Here is a 14976-nt window from a genome sequence, read left to right on the forward strand (position 1 = left end):
CTCAGGGAATGTTCAGGAGTTTATGGGTCTGGAGGCTGAGCTTCCACTTCGGGTTGCGGCGGCACGTGTCGATGGCCAGTTGCGTGTTGAACTGGGCCAGCGGGCCGTCCATCGGCTGCACGAAGAAGTTGTCGAAATCCAGGTGTTCGTACGCGGCCAGGTCCTGGCCCGCCTGCGGGATGACGACCTTGAGTTCGTTGCCCTTTGCGACCACCAGTGTCGAACCCATCTTCGGGCTCACGCAGATCCAGTCCACGCCCGGCGGCACGGGCAAGGTGCCGTTCGTCTCGATGGCGATCGTGAAGCCGGCGGCGTGCATCGCGTCGATCAGGGCCGTGTCCAGCTGCAGCAGCGGCTCGCCGCCCGTGAAGACGACGTATTTGCTGGCCGGGTAGGTCTCCGGCCACAGGCTGTCGATTTCCGCGGCCAGGGCCGCGGCATCCTTGAATTTGCCGCCCCGTTCGCCGTCGGTGCCGACGAAATCCGTGTCGCAGAACTGGCAAACGGCCGTGGAACGATCCGCTTCGCGCCCCGTCCACAGGTTACAGCCGGAAAAGCGGCAGAACACGGCCGGGCGGCCCGCATGGGCGCCCTCGCCCTGCAGGGTATAGAAGATTTCTTTGATGCTGTAAGTCACAGTAGAAGTCCGGTAAGGCTCGCGTCAACCTTCCATTATACCGCGCCCGGACTGGGTCGCAGAAGCGGCGCCAAAATTGATGACGAGCAAAAACATGCCATTCGGAAAGTCGTACCTTTGGATACGGAAAGTTCCTAATCGAGTCGTCCTAGTCCTCGTCGGAGGGATCGTGATGAAAACCCTGCTGCTCCAGTCGCTGCGTGTCACGCTCGGGGCCCTGCTGTTGCTCACCGCGTGGTTCGGAATGTCGGAACACGTCCGCATGCTCGCGGTGCCGGAGCGGCTGCAACTGGGTGTGCTGGTGCTCGTCGTGTTGTCCGTGCTGTTTGCCGTGCTGTTCCGGCGCATGCACAACGAGGACCAGATCGCGCGTCTGGAAGCCGCGCTGTGCCGGGAACAGAAGGCCCGCAGCCAGGCCGACCAGGCGCTGGCCGAGTCCGACATGCTGCTGGGGCGCTTGACCGGGGGGACGGACGGCCGCCGCGGCAACCTCGACCCGCTCGCGCAACTGGTGGCCATCCAGACCGAGCTGCTGCAGGTGCGGCGCCAGTACGCGCTGGAAGATCCGCTCCTCGCGTCGCGCATCGATTTATTGTGCACGCGGGTCGATCGGGTCGCCCAGGCGATCGTCGCCCACGCCGACGAGCCCGGGTAACAGCCCCGTCCACCCTTGCTAAAAATCAAGGGGACGCCATTGTCCGTGGCGCACAATCGGTTCTCGTCAGCAAGTAATTGCTAATCAGAACCGAAGGACGGTACATGACAAGCACAACAACAATACAGCGGCTCATGGATTCCTCGGGCGCGCCGGCCGATCGCGCTTTCGCCCACCAGTTGATGGAGACGCTGGCCATTCCCATTTTCGTCCTCGACACGACATCCCGCGTGATGCTGTGGAACCGCGCCTGCGAGCGGCTGACGGGCGTGCCCGCGCGCGACATCATCGGTACGCGCGACCACTGGCGCAGTTTCTTCGAGGAGCGCCGCCCCACCCTCGCCGACCTCCTGATCGAAGAACGCGCCGGCGAAGCGCACCGGCCCCGCATCGGCCTGCCCGATGATCCGCACCTGTCCGCGGAAAGCTGGTGCGACATGCCGCGCGTGGGCCGCCGGCGCTACCTGGCCGCCGACGCGAGCCCGATCTACGACGAACGCGGCCGGCTGGCCGCCGTCGTGGAGACACTGCGCGACATGACGGATGAAAAACTGGCGCAGATCGCACTTGAACAACTCGCCACGCGCGACGGCCTGACGGGTCTCGCCAACCGCCGCTGCTTCGACGAGACGCTGCACGCCGAATGGGCGCGCGCGCTGCGCCAGCGCCAGCCGCTGTCGCTGTTGATGGTGGATGTGGACAATTTCAAGGCGTATAACGATGCGAACGGCCATCTGGGCGGCGACGAATGCCTGAAACGGATCGCCACGGCCGTCGCCAGCGAAATGCGCGCCAACGACCTGGTGGCGCGCTATGGCGGCGAGGAATTCGCCGTGATCCTGCCGAACCAGTCACTGAAGGGCGCGGCCAGCGTCGCCGAACGCATCCGCACCCGTGTCGAACAGCTGCAAGTCCCCAACCGCCTGGCGCCGGCGCAGCGCGTGACGGTGTCGATCGGCGCGGCCACCGCGATCGCGTCGCCCGACAACAGCGCCAGCGAACTGGTCGCCATTGCCGATGCGGCGCTCTACCGGGCCAAGCATATGGGACGGAACCGGATCAGTTTGCCCCTCACCGAACCGGCATGAACCACGTCGTTCCCGGGAAAGCGGGAATCCATGCCGAGTATCTCGTTCGACTCGGCATGGGCCCCCGCCTCCGCGGGGACGACGGTCAGCCGATGGTTGCCCTATCCCACCCGTGCCGCACCGCGGCCTTCATCTTCTCCCAGGTCGACGCGCCATCCTTGCCGTAGCGCGTATCCCAGTCGGCCCGCAGGTCGTTCTCGACGTCCGACCAGTCCCGGTTGCGATAGCGGACGTCATTGCGCATCTGGGCGCCGTAACGGTAGGCCGGCGCCAGGTCGTCGTAGCTCGTGCCGCCCGGCTTGTACGTGTTCGTCCAGTGCGTGCGGTAGTGGCTGTCGTCGTCCGTGGACGTCGTCTCGCCCGTCATCCGTTCCCAGCCGTGGCGGACCGCCGCCTTGATGCGTTCCCACGCGGACGGTTCGTTGTCCGTGCCGTACTTGCTGTGCCAGTCCTTCTTGAGGTCGTGCTCGACATCGTCCCAGTCGCGGTCGCGATAGGTGTCGCTGCTGCGCATCTCGTTGCCGTAGCGATAGGCCGGCGCGACATCGTTGAAGTCCGTGCCGCTGGCGGCGTAGGTCGACTCGTAGTGCGTATGGTAGTAGGTCGAGTCGTCGTCCATGTCCGGGGTGATCTTGTCCCAGCCATGGCGCACGGCGTCCTTGAACTTCTCCCACGTCGACCCGCCCGTCGTGTAGCGCGAGTCCCAGTCGGATCTCAGGTCGGATTGCACGTCGTCCCAGTGGCGGCTGCGGTATTTCTGCAGGCGGCGCGCTTCGTTGCCGTAGCGGTAGGCCGGCAGGTAGTCGTCATAGGAATCGTCCGCGTTCGAGTACCGCGCGTTCCAGTGGCTGCGGTAATAGCTGTCGTTATCGATGTCCGGGGTGATCTTGTCCCAGCCGCGGCGCACGGCGGCCTTGAATTTCTCCCACGTGGACTCGCCAGGATGACGCGATTCCCAGTCGCTGCGCAGGTCCGACTCCACCTCGTCCCACGAGCGGTCGCGGTATCTGGCGCTCGAACGCATTTCCGTGCCGTAGCGGTAGGCCGGCTCGTAGTCGGCGTAGCCGCCGCCCAGGCTCGAATAGTTGTCGTGCCAGTCCGAGTGGTACCAGTCGTCCGTGTTCAGGTCCGGGGTGATCCTGTCCCAGCCGTGGCGGACGGCCGCCTTGAATTTCTCCCACGTCGACTCGCCCGGATGGCGCGCTTCCCAGTCGGTGCGCAGGTCCGGTTCGACGTCGTCCCACGCGCGGTTGCGGTAAGTCGCGTCGCGGCGCATGTCGCTGCCGTAGCGGTACGCGGGTGCATAGTCGTCGTAGCTGCCGCCCAGGCTCGAGTAATTGTCGTTCCAATGGTTACGGTAGGTATCGTCGTACGTATCGCCCGTGCCGCCGTCATGCGAGAACACGCGCACGTTCCCGCGCGCGACCGACCCGCCCGTATCGCGCTGCATGGAGCTGCCGACGCGGGCCGTGCCGCCCAGCGACGTGTCGTCCGAGCCGGGAATCGATGCGGTGCCCTGCAGCGTGGAGCCGCTCTGGTTCAGCGAGCCGCCCTGCGCCGATTGCAGCGACGAGCCGGTGGCCGGGTTCTGCGCCGAGCTCTGGGTGCCGCTCAGCGTGTTGCCGCCGATGGCGCCGTCCATCGATCCGCCCGACTGCTCCGAGGCGCCCTGCGGCTCCTCGTAGGTCTGGCCTTTGGGGACCGGGTCGTTGATGTTCTGCGTGGCGAAGAAGTTGCGGTCGTCGTGGCCCGTGAATTGCAGCGAGCCCGGTTCCGTGCCCGGGGGCGTGCCCTGGTACGAACCGGACGAGCCGGAGCCAGATCCGACGTTGCCCGACTGCGCGGACAGGCTGCCCGATCGCTGCATCCCGGCCGATGCGCCGCCGAGGACGCCCGCGCTGCCCGGATCGCGCGTCCACTGGTCGTGGCGCTCGTCGATGTCGACGGGGCCGAAGCGCTCGATGATGTCGGCGGCCCGTTCGACTTCCGGCTCGGAGTCCGTGGTCAGGGTCAGGACGTGATGGCCGCGCGTGACGGCGTACGAATACTTCATCGCGTGTTCGTTCGTGTCGGATCCGAACAGGCCCGTGAAGAAATGCTTGATCGAGGCGCCGAAGCCCTCCTCGCGTTCGCCCTCCAGCAACTCGTTGTCGCCGGTGACGCTGTTCGACTGGCCGGTGGGGTCGGCGCTCGAGAGGCTCGCATCGGTGCGCGTGAAGCCCGACGCCAGCAATTCGTCCAGGGCGCTTTGTGCGTCGCTTCGGTTGTCGAAGACTGCTACCAGGGTGTGTCGCATGATGTTCCTCCGCTGTATTGGTGTAGAAAACACCGGCTTCCGCGAAGCGCGCCACGCCGACCTGCTCGCCTCCGAGCACGACGTTTTCCGCGTGGAGCTCCTCACGCCGGTTCCTTGTCGAGACTACTCCAAAGCGGCCGCGTTGCGCGCACCATTGACCGGCTACAACCCATGCGTATCGCACCCATGAAAAATGGGCCGTGTGGCCCATTTTATCGTCGAGTTTCGTGAGCGCGCGCACCGACCGGCACGCGGCTTGTACGGCTGTCAGCCGAACGGATTGGCGACCGTTTTCACGTCGGGCGGCGGCAGCCGGTCCGGCAGGTCGCGCGCTTCCAGGCCGGCGACGATGCGGCCCACCAGGTCGTGCAGCAGACGCGCCTTGGCCAGGCCGTCCTTGTCGGCCGTGAGGTCGACGTCGCCCGCCACCGTAACCCGGTCGAGCCGGTTCTCGAGCGTCAGGTTGCCGATCTCGACGACGTCGGCCTCGTTCTCGTAGGGTGCAAACTTGGTCATAAGATTCCTGATTCCTATTTACGGTTGCGGGACGGCTTGACGCGCACTTCCGGCAGCGCCAGCACGCGTTCCTTCTCGGCGTCGGACAGCGCGGGCAGCAGGTTGATGCCGATGATGCGTTCGAGCTCCGGGATCGGGATCACGTTCGCCTTCGCATCCGCCGCGTTCTCGACGAACCACGCGGCGCCGGCGCGCTGGCGCGGGCTGTACACGAGTTTATACAAATGGGTCGGCACGAGCACGTTGCCGATCTTCTTCAGGTCCGCGCCGAGGAAGGCCGGCCCCGTCACGACGTACAGGTCGCCCTCCTTCTTCGCCATCTTGCGCACGGCGCCTTCGATGCCGGCCCACAGGTTGCGGTTGTTCTCGCCGTCCTGCGGGACGATGTTGGCGAGGCTGAAGCTGTCGCGCTGGCTGTCGCGGTCCGGCATGTCGCCGTTCGGGGCCATGTGGCCGCGGTCGTAGCCGCTGCGCGAGTAATCCGACAACTCCGCCCGCTGGCCGGCCGGCACGCGCGCTTCGGAATGGAACGAGTTTTCGCGCGACAATTCCTGCGCCGCCGCGATATTCTCTGCCTGCAGGTGTTCCGCCGACCACAATGGCGTGCGCGTGATCCCCGAGTGCAGCACGCTGAACACGTTGAAGCACAGCGTTTCCGTCTTGTTGCCGAGCTTGGGATTCGTGATGCGCGGCGCCTGGCCGGCCACGAAATGGTCGTCGCAGGATTGCGGTTGCGGTGCGCGCGCCTCCGTCTGGCCGCGGGCCGGCGCCGGGTTCGTGGACTCGCGCTTGCACGCGCCCAGGGATAACAGCGATGCCAGCACGAGCGCGGGCGTGACAAACTTCTTGAACATGATGAAAAGACAAATCAAAGATGGCGCCATTTTAGCCGACGCGCGCTTGCGCTTCCTCAGGGATTTCCTGTGTGCATAGCCGCGCACGCTTGAAATCGACCTGCATTTCCGAAAAGAATGCTATACAATCCCAGTTTCAAAAAGCTAAGTACATTTGTCCAAATTAAATGGCGATGGATAATTCCTCCATACCCGAGGACCTCCGGCGCTTCGTGCTGACCAGCATCCCCTCGGTCCCTTTCCTGGAAGCGCTGTTGCTGATGCGCGCCGATCCGGACCATGCCTGGCGCCGCGATACGCTGGCGCGGCGGCTGTACGTGCGCGAAAAGACGGCGGAAGACCTGCTCGCCGACCTGTGCACGGCCAGGATCGCCGTGCCGTGCGACGACGCCGGCGCCTACCGCTATGGCCCGGCCGATGCCGGCCTGCGCGAACGGATCGACCGCCTGGCCGATGCGTATGCGACGCACCTCGTCGAAGTAACCCACCTGATCCACTCTTCACTCGACCGCAAGGCCCAGCAATTTGCGGACGCGTTCAAATGGCGTAAGGATTCATGATGGCGATTACCATCTATTCGCTGTGTACATTGACGTCGCTGGCGTGCGCCTGGCTGCTGCTGGGCAGCTATCGCCGCACCGGCCACCGGCTGCTGTTCTGGAGCGGCGCGTCGTTCGTGGCGCTGACCGTGAACAACGTGTTCCTCATGCTCGACAAGGTCGTGTTCCCGGACATCTACCTGCTCCCCGTGCGCCAGGTATCGGCCCTCGTGGCCATGCTCCTGCTGCTGTACGGCCTCATCTACGAGAAAGAATGACATGAGCAACCTGATCTCCGGCGCCATCGTCATGGCTTCCTTCGTGATCGCGCTGTTCTTCCTGCGCTTCTGGCGTAGCTCGCGCGACCGCTTCTTCCTGTACTTCGCCCTGTCGTTCGGCATCGAGGGCGTGCACCGCATCGTGTCGGCGCTGACGTTCGACGAGGCCGAGGACACGCCCCTGCACTACCTCGTGCGCCTGCTGGCGTATGGGCTCATCCTGTGGGCGATCCTGGAAAAGAACCTGCCCGCGCGCCGGCGCGACGGCAAGTAGCGTGCGCCCGGCCCGCCCTCCCCTGCGCCATAATCGGCCCGACACCAACAGCGGGAGGACAGCATGACAGAACAGGACAAACGCAGGGACAACGCCCAACGCGCCGATCCGGGCCAGCAGCAGCGCGCGGAAAACCGCTCGGCGCATCGTTCCGAATCACTGTTGCCGGGCGACGATGCAAACGACGGCCGCTACGACGTGGCCGAGGAAGTGAACCTCGACCAGCAGTCGTACCAGCTGCGCCGCGTCGGCAAGCCGCCGAAGGACATCCCTAAACCGTAAGCCCCATCTTCAGGCCCTCGATCGCGTGGGCCTGTTCGATGTGTTCCAGCGCCGGCACGATGCGGCAGCGCAGGTGGTCGCGCACCTCGGCCGGCAGCGCATCCCAGTAGGCCTGCGTCACCTGCAAGTCGTGCTTGTCGGCGTTGCGGCCGTCCGGCGCATCGACGCCCAGCACGAGCACGGGACGCGACTGCTGGCTGCGGTTCGCCGTGCCGCGGTGGATCGTCAGGGCCGAGCGGGCCGAGATGTCTCCGACTCGCGGCAGCTTGCGCTGGGCGCGCGACTCGTAGCGCGGATAGCGCGACTTGTCCGGGAACATGAGGTCGCCGCCGGCGAGGTCGTCCCATTGGGTACCGGGCGCGATCTCGAACGGGCCGATCTCTTCCGTCACATCGACCGTCGTGAGGTTGAAGGCGAGTGAATTCAGGCGGCGCCCGACCAGCGTTTCCGGCGGCGACGGGAAGTCGCGGTGCCACGGCTGGTGCATGGCGCCCGGGAACGGGATGTCGAAGCCGACCTCCACGATCTTGTAGTCCGGCCCCAGCACGGCCCGGCACACGGCGACGACCCACGGGTGCGTCGCCAGTTCGACGAAGCCGCGCAGCCGTTCCGGATGCACTTCGACGTAATAGCGGCACGGGCCGCGTTCGAGGGCGCCGTTCGGACGCGCGCGCGCCTCGGCGAACAGGGTTTCGATGTCTTCCTTCAGTTGCGCCACCCACCCGGCGCTGAAGGCGCCCTTGCAGGCGATGATGCCGTCGCCGTACAGGCCGCCCATGATGGCGCCCACGTCGTAGCCGGCGCTCTCGTTCGATGCTTGCATGCTGATCTCCTCGCTGAACCGCGGGCCCGGTCGTGCCGTTGTGCCCGCGCGGCCATCGTACCGGCGTTCGGCGGCGGGCGGCGCCCGGCTGTCCTGTTGACAGCGCGGCGCTCAACTCCTACAGTCGCACCACGATGACTTCCACTTCCCGTGTGGGCGGCCGGATGCAGGGACGCGTGCTGTTCCTGTGCGACCGTCCCGTTTCCGACCCGGCCATTGGTACCGTTGCGGCCGAGATGGGCTACGACCTCGTGCGTGCACACACGCTGGACGAGGCGCTGGCCCACGCCCGCCACGGCGACGACCTGCCCGGCTTCGCACTCGTGCTGGCCGGCTATTCCGGCAACGTCGACGCCCTGTTCGACAGCGTGCGCCGCCTGCGCGCCGCGCTGCCGGAGGCGCCCGTGATCGCGCACGGCGTGCCCGGCTCCCCGCCGTTCACGCTCGAGTCGCTGTACGACGCCGGCGCGCTGGCCGTGCTGCACGACCCCGTCTCCATCCCGATCCTCAAGGCCAAGGCGCGCTTTTTCCTGGAAGCCTACGCCACGGCGGCCGAGCGGCGCGGGGCGGAAACCGCGCTGCAGGACACCCGCGCGCGCCTGGAGGCCATCATCGCCGCGGCCGAGGTGGCCGTGTGGTCGCTGGACATCGCCACGGGCCGCGTCCGGGGGGACGCGCGCATGATCGAGATGTTCGGCCTGCGTCCCGCAGACGGGCCAGGCGCCGACGTGGCCATGTATTTCGCCGCGATCCATCCGGACGACGTGCCGCCGACCCAGGTCCTGCTCGGCCGCGCCATGGAGACGGGGACGCCGTACGATGCCACGTTCCGCGTCCGTACGCCGGACGGCGCGTGGCGCTGGGTGCTGGCGCGCGGCCACCCGGACCGGCATGCCGGCACGCGCGGGATGATGCGCGGCGTCGTGATCGACGCGTCGCTGCAGAAAGAGGCGGAGGAGCGGCTGCAGGCGAGCGAGGAACGCTACCGCACGCTGTTCGAGGCGATCGACGAAGGCGTGTGCGTCATCGAGATGCTGTACGACGATGCGGGCATCCCGAGCGACTACCGGTTCATCGAGGTCAACCCGGCGTTCGTGAAGGCCACGGGGCTGGCCCATGCCGTCGGGCGCACGATGCGCTCGCTCGTTCCGCAGCACGAGGCCCACTGGTTCGAGACCTACGGCCGCGTCGCGGCGACGGGCGAGCCGGTGCATTTCGTCGACGAGGCGGCGCACTTGGGCCGCTGGTACGACGTGTACGCGGCGCGCGTGGGTCCGGCCGGCAGCCGCAAGGTGGTCGTGCTGTCCACCGACATCACGGAACGTCGCCGCACGGAGCTGGAATTGCGCCGCCTGGCCGACGACCTGGCCGAGCAGGACCGCCGCAAGACGGAATTCCTCGCCACGCTGGCGCACGAGCTGCGCAATCCGCTGGCGCCCATCCGCAGCGGCCTGCAGCTGATGCGGCGCGCCCGCGCCGACCCGGCCGCCATCGCGCGCGTGCAGGACATCATGGACCGCCAGCTCGACCACCTCGTGCACCTCGTCGACGACCTGCTCGACGTGGCCCGCATCACGCGCGGCCAGGTCGACCTGAAGCCCGCGCTGGTGCCGCTGGCGGACGTGCTGAACGCGGCCGTCGAAACGAGCCTGCCGCTGATCGAGGCCGCGCGCCACCAGCTCGACGTGCGGCTGCCGGACGAGCCGTTGATGCTGCACGCGGACGCCACCCGCATCACGCAGGTCGTCAGCAACCTCCTGAACAACGCGGCGAAATACACCCCGCGCGGCGGCCACATCGTGCTGGCGGTGGAGTGCGACGGCGAGCAGGCGCTGATCGCCGTGTCCGACAACGGCATCGGCATCCCGCCCGACGCGCTCGGCGAAGTCTTCCGCATGTTTACGCAAATCCCGAACGCGACCCGGCACATGCCGGGCGGCCTCGGGATCGGCCTGTCGCTCGTGAAAAGCCTCGTCGAACTGCACGGCGGGACGATCCAGGCGGCCAGCGCCGGCACCGGCACGGGCAGCGTCTTCACGGTGCGCCTGCCCCTGGCCGACCATGGCGCGGACAAGGCGGCGCCCGGCGCGCCGGGCCTGGACGCGAGCCGCATTCCGGCGCTGCGCCTGCTCGTCGTGGACGACAACCGCGACGCCGCCGACACGCTGGCCGCGCTGCTGTCCGTGATGGGCCACGACGTCGTGGTGGCGCACGACGGCCACCAGGCGCTGCGCATGCTGGGCGGCCTGGAGCCGCATGCGGTGTTCCTCGACATCGGCATGCCCGGCCTGTCCGGCTACGAGGTGGCGCAGGCCGTGCGGCGCGAGCCGCGCCACGACGGGGTCATGCTCGTCGCGCTGACCGGCTGGGGCGGCGCGGACGACCGCGCGCGCAGCGCGCAGGCCGGGTTCGACGCGCATCTCACGAAACCGGCGACGGTGACGGCGATCGAGTCCGTGCTGCGCGACGTGGAATCCCGGCGCGCGACGCCGCAAAACGCGCCGTCACCAGCCGATCGCTAACAGCTTCGCGGCCATGCGCGGCCAGCACAGCGCCGCGACCTCGTCGCGCGTGGCCCAGCGGAAGGCATCCATCTCCGGCGTCGGCCTGCCCGTCGCGTGATGCGGGAACATGCTGGTGCACGCCAGGTGCGCAAGGTCCGGCAGCGTCTCGCCCACGTCCACGCGGAACAGGTGCAACACCTTGTCGCGCCGGTAGTCGAAGCGGCCAAGCTCGCGGAAGGCGGCGGCCGGGAATGCGAGGCCCGTCTCTTCGAACAGTTCGCGCATGGCCGCGTCCAGCAGCGTTTCGCCCGGATCCTGCAGGCCCTTCGGGATATCCCAGCGCGGCGTGTGCGTGACGTGCCCCAGCAGCAGGCGGCCGCCGGCGTCCACGACGAGGGTGCCGCAGGAGACGTCGACGGCCTTCACGGCAGTGTGCGCGCGGCGGCGGCCAGCGCCTGTTCCAGCGCCTCCAGGCTCACGGGCTTCGTCAGGTGCTGGTCGAAGCCCGCCTCGTGCGACTGCTGCAGGTCGCTCTGGGCGCCCCAGCCCGTCAATGCGATGAGGACGATCTGGCGCACGCCCTGGTTGCGCCGGATCGCGCGCGCCACCTCGTAGCCGCTCATGCCGGGCAGGCCGATGTCGAGCAGGACCAGGTCCGGCTGCGTCTCGAGCGCCAGGCGGAGGCCTTCCGGGCCGTCGCGCGCGACCGATGTCGTGTGGCCGAGCGCTTCGAGCAGCGCGACGAGGCTGTCGGCCGCATCCGCGTTGTCGTCGACGACCAGCACGCGCAGCGGCGCCGGTGGCTGCGCGTGAACCTCCTCCCCGGTCGCGCGGGGGCGCGCGTGCGGCGAGCCGGGATGCAGCGGCAGGCGCACCGTGAACGTGCTGCCGTGGCCCCGGCCGGCGGAAAACGCGGCGACGCGCCCGCCGTGCAGCTCGACGAGGCGGCGCACGAGCGACAGGCCGATCCCGAGACCGCCCTGGGCCCGATCTAGGCTGCCGCGCACCTGCGTAAACATCTCGAACACGGAGCCGATCGCATCCGGCGGGATGCCGATGCCGCTGTCCGACACGGCGACCACGGCGTGCCCGTCCTCGCGCCACGCGGACAGCGCGACGCGCCCGCCCGCCGGGGTGTACTTGGCGGCGTTGTTCAGCAGGTTCGACAGCACCTGCACCATGCGCGTGACGTCCGCCTCGAGCGGCAGCGGTTCCTCGGGCAGGTCGACGTCCAGGCGGTGGCCGTGCGACTCGATGAGCGCGGCGCTCGTCTCCACGGCCATCTGCGCGATGACCTTCAGGTCGACGTTCTCCCGTTTCAGTTCGATCTTGCCGCGCGTGATGCGGGCGATGTCGAGCAGGTCGTCGACGAGGTGGATCAGGTGGCCCAGCTGGCGGTCCATCATCGCGTGGATGCGCGCCAGCGCGTCCTTGTCGGCCGGCGTCATGCGCAGCAGGTCGAGCCCCGTGCGGATCGGCGCCAGCGGGTTGCGCAGTTCGTGCGCGAGCGTGGCGAGGAATTCGCTCTTGCGGTGGTCCGCCTCCGACAGGTCGGCGGCCACGCGGCGCAGCTCGTCCTCGGCGCGCTTCTGCGCCGTGATGTCGCGCGTGATGGTGGCCAGGCCGATGTTGTTGCCGTCCGCGTCGCGCACCGCGAACCCCTTGAAGTACACGGGCCGCGGCGGCCGGCCGTCGGGCTGCGCCAGGCGCAGTTCTCCCTCCCATTCGGCCGCGCCGACCGTCAGCGCGGCCATCACGTGGTCGCGCACGAACGGCCGGTCCTCGCGCGGGAAGAAATCGATCATGCGCCAGGCGGCGATGTTGGTGCGGTCGTCCAGGCCCGCCATGCGCCGGCCCGCCGGGTTCAGGTAGATGCCGCCGGCGTCCGGCGTGAAGATGCCGATGAAGTCGGACGACTGCTCGGCCACGGCGGCCAGGCGCCGGATGCCTTCTTCGGCGCGGCGGCGGTCGGTCTCGTCGCGGAAATACAGCGCCAGTCCGCCGGCCCCCTCCATGGGAAACGAATTGATCTCGAACCAGCGGCCCTCGGCGTCGTCGTACGCTTCGATGCGCGATCGTTCGCGTTCCAGCGCCGTGCGCCGCAGCGCGCGTTCCTGCTGGCTGCCTTGCAGGCGCGCGAACAGGTCCCAGAACTGGGCGCCCACGAGTTCCTCGCGCGGCCGTCGCGTGACGGCTTCGGCCGCGCCGTTCGCGTAGGTGATGCGCCAGGCCGGATCGAGCGCGATGAAACCCTCGCTCATGCTTTCCAGGATCGCGCGCGAGCGGTGCTCCGCGGCCTGCCGTTCGGCCGCCTCGTGGCGTTGCCCGATCACGAGCGACGCGGTATTCGCCAGCAGCGCGAGCGCCGCCTCTTCCTGCGGGTTCGGCAGGCGCCGTTCGCGATAGTACAGGGTGAACGTGCCGAGCACCGCGCCGGACGGCGCCAGGATCGGCAGCGCGCGCGCCGCGCGCAGCCCGTGCGCCTGCGCGAGCAGCACGTGCTGCTGCCACAGCGGATCGGTCGCGATGTCGGCGCAGACGATCGGTGCGCCCTGCCACGCGGCGCTGCCGGCGGCACCCGCGACCGGGCCGACGGGCACCGTGTCGAGCGCGCGCTGGAATTCCACGGCGAGCGACGGCGCCGCCGCGTGCTGCAGGCGCCCGCCGCCGGCCATCAGCTGCACGGAGGCCAGCGCCGCGCCGCCGGTGTAATCCTCGGCGGTGCGGGCCAGCACGTCGAGTACGTCGCCCAGCGGCGCGTCGGTCACGGCCAGTTCCAGCGCGCCGCGCTGGCCGATGGCGAGCAGGTTCGCACGCGCGCGCTCGGTGACGTCCACGCCGTGCAGCAGCACGCCCGACACGCTGCCGTCCGGCTCCCGCAGGGCCATGCACACGAAGTCGAGGAAGTGTTCTTCCAGGCCCGTGTGCGCGTCGTCGGTACCGTTTGCGGCAGGGGCCAGCAGCAGGCGCACGTTATGGCCCTCGACCGCTTCGCCGCTCGCGAACACGCGGTCCAGCACGTCGGCAAAACCCTGCCCCGCCAGTTCCGGCAACGCCGCGCGCACGGGGCGCCAGGCGAGCTTGCGGCCGCCGGCCAGTTCCAGGAAGCGCTGGTTGGCCATCTCGATCACGTGGTCCGGGCCGCTCATCACGCACATGATGGCGGGCGCGCGGTGGAAGATGTCGCGCATGCGCTCGCTGGCGGCCTGCAGCTCGCGCAGCAGCCGTTCGCGCTCGGCCTCGGCCTCGCGCCGGCTGTCGTCCAGTTCCTGTTCGCTCTCGGCCAGCCGTTCGGCGGCCAGCTTTTCGGCGGTGGCGTCGCGGATGATCTTGGCAAAGCCGACGTGGACGCCCGCCTCGTCGCGCAGCGGCACCATCACGCCGTCCGCGAAGAACCGTGTGCCGTCGCGGCGCAGGTGCCAGCGCCGGTCCTCCGCGCGGCCCTGTTCGAGCGCGCGCCGGGACTCCTGTTCCGGCATGCCGGCGGCCACGTCTTCCGGCGTGAACAGCAGGTCCACGCTGCGCCCGCGCACGTCGTCCGGCGACCAGCCGGTGATCGCGGCGGCGCCTCCTTCCCACTCCGTCACGATGCGGTCGACGTCCGTGCCGATGAACGCATAGTCGCGGATGTTGTCGAGGATGAGCCGCAGGCGGGCATCGCGCGAGCGCAGCTGGGCGCGGTGGCGTTCCTCCTCGATCCGGGCCAGTTCCGCGTTCTTGCGGTACAGGTCGATGAACACGGCGACCTTGGCCCGCAGGACGATGGGATTGAGCGGCTTGGTGAGATAGTCGACCGCGCCCAGCGCGTACGCGCGTTCGAGCGGGAATTCGTCGGCGTCGCCCGCGGTGAGGAAGATGATGGGCAGGCTGTGCGTTCGCGGGTGCTCGCGGATCAGTTCCGCCAGCTCGAATCCGTTCATCGTCGGCATGCGCACGTCCAGCAGCACGACGGCGAAATCGTGGGCCAGCACTTCGCGCAGCGCCGCCTCGCCGGACGTCACGGAAACGAGCGTCTGGCCCAGGTCCGCCAGGATGGCCTCCAGCACCGCCAGGTTGGCCGGCTGGTCGTCGACGAGCAGGATCTTGGTGGTCTGGTCGGAGGCCATCAGTGTCGGGCGATGTATTGATGCAAATAAGACAATGTATGCCGCGCCCTTCCGAAAGTCAATTGTGCGCGGCCGGATGCCGCCCGCCCGCACACTGGCGGCTGGCTTTCGTTTTTAGTGAATC

At 68.4% G+C, this 14976-nt stretch carries 15 protein-coding genes; 8 read left to right on the forward strand and 7 right to left on the reverse strand.

The annotated features are described in order from the left end of the window. Nucleotide 1 precedes the first annotated feature (1 nt). Nucleotides 2-637, reverse strand: a complete 636-nt coding sequence (queE, locus tag ASD28_RS20930; protein WP_056132727.1) for a 7-carboxy-7-deazaguanine synthase — start codon at nucleotides 635-637, stop codon at nucleotides 2-4. A gap of 172 nt (nucleotides 638-809) precedes the next feature. Between queE and ASD28_RS20935 the strand changes: the two genes are divergently transcribed. Both ASD28_RS20935 and ASD28_RS20940 read left to right on the forward strand, forming a co-directional pair. Next, entirely contained in the window at nucleotides 810-1292 is a 483-nt protein-coding gene (locus ASD28_RS20935) for a hypothetical protein (protein WP_056132730.1), read from the forward strand. A gap of 134 nt (nucleotides 1293-1426) precedes the next feature. After that, on the forward strand, nucleotides 1427-2380 hold the full coding sequence (locus tag ASD28_RS20940; RefSeq protein WP_229411967.1) for a diguanylate cyclase: 954 nt from the start codon (nucleotides 1427-1429) through the stop codon (nucleotides 2378-2380). An 85-nt stretch (nucleotides 2381-2465) separates the two neighbouring features. Here ASD28_RS20940 and ASD28_RS20945 read toward each other — a convergent pair whose 3' ends face one another. Then, entirely contained in the window at nucleotides 2466-4676 is a 2211-nt protein-coding gene (locus ASD28_RS20945) for a hypothetical protein (RefSeq protein ID WP_056132736.1), read from the reverse strand. Between ASD28_RS20945 and ASD28_RS31975 the strand changes: the two genes are divergently transcribed. Continuing rightward, nucleotides 4675-4866, forward strand: coding sequence for a hypothetical protein (locus tag ASD28_RS31975; RefSeq protein WP_156403677.1), 192 nt, complete (start codon nucleotides 4675-4677; stop codon nucleotides 4864-4866). The genes ASD28_RS20945 and ASD28_RS31975 overlap by 2 nt on opposite strands. Before the next feature lie 77 nt (nucleotides 4867-4943). Here the strand turns inward: ASD28_RS31975 and ASD28_RS20950 are convergent, their stop codons facing one another. Both ASD28_RS20950 and ASD28_RS20955 read right to left on the reverse strand, forming a co-directional pair. After that, complete coding sequence (locus ASD28_RS20950; protein WP_056132739.1) at nucleotides 4944-5192, reverse strand: hypothetical protein; 249 nt, start codon at nucleotides 5190-5192, stop codon at nucleotides 4944-4946. A 14-nt stretch (nucleotides 5193-5206) separates the two neighbouring features. Continuing rightward, the gene (locus ASD28_RS20955) at nucleotides 5207-6046 is read right to left on the reverse strand and encodes a DNA/RNA non-specific endonuclease (protein ID WP_082577082.1); all 840 of its coding nucleotides are present in this window, start codon (nucleotides 6044-6046) and stop codon (nucleotides 5207-5209) included. A 173-nt stretch (nucleotides 6047-6219) separates the two neighbouring features. On the opposite strand from ASD28_RS20955, the gene ASD28_RS20960 reads away from it, so the two are divergent. From ASD28_RS20960 to ASD28_RS20975, 4 genes are all read left to right on the forward strand, one after another. Next, the gene (locus ASD28_RS20960) at nucleotides 6220-6606 is read left to right on the forward strand and encodes a hypothetical protein (protein WP_056132742.1); all 387 of its coding nucleotides are present in this window, start codon (nucleotides 6220-6222) and stop codon (nucleotides 6604-6606) included. Beyond that, on the forward strand, nucleotides 6606-6863 hold the full coding sequence (locus tag ASD28_RS20965; protein WP_056132745.1) for a DUF5985 family protein: 258 nt from the start codon (nucleotides 6606-6608) through the stop codon (nucleotides 6861-6863). The genes ASD28_RS20960 and ASD28_RS20965 overlap by 1 nt, the downstream gene beginning before the upstream one ends. A 1-nt stretch (nucleotide 6864) precedes the next feature. Then, nucleotides 6865-7137: a DUF5985 family protein gene (locus ASD28_RS20970; RefSeq protein ID WP_056132749.1), complete on the forward strand. Its 273-nt coding sequence runs from the start codon at nucleotides 6865-6867 to the stop codon at nucleotides 7135-7137. Between the two features lie 63 nt (nucleotides 7138-7200). Continuing rightward, on the forward strand, nucleotides 7201-7419 hold the full coding sequence (locus tag ASD28_RS20975) for a hypothetical protein (protein WP_056132751.1): 219 nt from the start codon (nucleotides 7201-7203) through the stop codon (nucleotides 7417-7419). Here the strand turns inward: ASD28_RS20975 and ASD28_RS20980 are convergent. Beyond that, complete coding sequence (locus ASD28_RS20980) at nucleotides 7409-8242, reverse strand: phytanoyl-CoA dioxygenase family protein (RefSeq protein WP_056132754.1); 834 nt, start codon at nucleotides 8240-8242, stop codon at nucleotides 7409-7411. The genes ASD28_RS20975 and ASD28_RS20980 overlap by 11 nt on opposite strands. A gap of 134 nt (nucleotides 8243-8376) precedes the next feature. Between ASD28_RS20980 and ASD28_RS20985 the strand changes: the two genes are divergently transcribed. Then, nucleotides 8377-10764, forward strand: a complete 2388-nt coding sequence (locus ASD28_RS20985; protein ID WP_056132758.1) for an ATP-binding protein — start codon at nucleotides 8377-8379, stop codon at nucleotides 10762-10764. Here ASD28_RS20985 and ASD28_RS20990 read toward each other — a convergent pair. After that, on the reverse strand, nucleotides 10747-11172 hold the full coding sequence (locus tag ASD28_RS20990) for an NUDIX hydrolase (protein ID WP_056132761.1): 426 nt from the start codon (nucleotides 11170-11172) through the stop codon (nucleotides 10747-10749). The two genes, ASD28_RS20985 and ASD28_RS20990, sit on opposite strands and share 18 nt — an antisense overlap. After that, a complete protein-coding gene (locus ASD28_RS20995; RefSeq protein WP_056132763.1) occupies nucleotides 11169-14852 on the reverse strand; it encodes a response regulator in 3684 nt (1227 codons plus the stop codon). Before ASD28_RS20995 ends, ASD28_RS20990 begins: the two co-directional genes overlap by 4 nt. Nucleotides 14853-14976 lie beyond the last annotated feature (124 nt).

This window comes from Massilia sp. Root133 (genome assembly GCF_001426525.1).
Lineage (GTDB): Bacteria > Pseudomonadota > Gammaproteobacteria > Burkholderiales > Burkholderiaceae_D > Telluria > Telluria orientalis.